The organism is Actinomadura logoneensis (assembly GCF_003428695.1).
GTDB classification, from domain to species: Bacteria; Actinomycetota; Actinomycetes; order Streptosporangiales; family Streptosporangiaceae; genus Spirillospora; species Spirillospora logoneensis.
Genome location: NZ_QURH01000405.1, coordinates 1 through 776 on the forward strand (window position 1 = coordinate 1; position 776 = coordinate 776).

Below are 776 nucleotides of genomic sequence, written 5' to 3' on the forward strand. Positions count from 1 at the left end.
CCCGCGCGGCGAGCTCGCCGCCGCGGCGGCCGGGCGCGTGGAGGCCGGGGCGTCCGACCTGCCCGAGGCGTTCGCCGAGTGTCCCGCCGAGCACCGGGAGGCGCTGCTCGAAGGCGTCCTGGACGGCCTTGTCGCGGCGGACGGGCCGACCCGGCGGGCCGTCCTCACCGACGCGGCCTGCGACCTGCTGTACACCGAGCTGTACCTCCCCGGTAAGGGCCGCTCCCGGTCGAGGTCCGAGCCGGGCGGGCGGAGACGACCGGGAGAACCGGAACGTGGCAGCGCCCACCGCGCGGACGCTTTCACGCCCCCGGCGGCGTTCGGCTCCGCGGAGGCGGACGGGCCCGGCGGGACGTCCGCGCGGGCCAGGGCCGGTTTCCGCGGCGCGGAGGAGATCGCCGCGGAGGTCCTGGCGTCCGTCGGGCGGCGGGCTCCGGAGCGGCGGGTCGAGGTGACCGGCGCGCTGCTGGAGCTGGGGCTCGGCGCCATGGAGCTCGACCCGGTGTTCGGCGTGCTGTGGGAGGAGCCGCCCGACGCGGCGGAGTGCCTGGAGCTGCTGGCGGCCCATCCCGAGGGGTGCGCGGAGCATCCGGCGCTCGGCGTGCTGCCGTCCCGGACGTTCGTCCGGATCGCGGCCGGGCACGGCGCGCTCACCGAGGCGTCCACGCTGCGGCTGGCCGAGCGGGTGCGGACGGTCCTGCCCGGCGGCACGGCCGACGCGGACGCGGCGGTCGTCCGGGCGCACGCCGAGGCGGTGACGGCCGAGAAGCCGGCCG

The 776-nt window shown here is 79.3% G+C and carries 1 pseudogene; it reads left to right on the top strand.

Annotated elements, in window-relative coordinates:
- A pseudogene (locus tag DZF91_RS40080) lies at window positions 1-776 on the top strand (hypothetical protein); the annotation flags it as partial.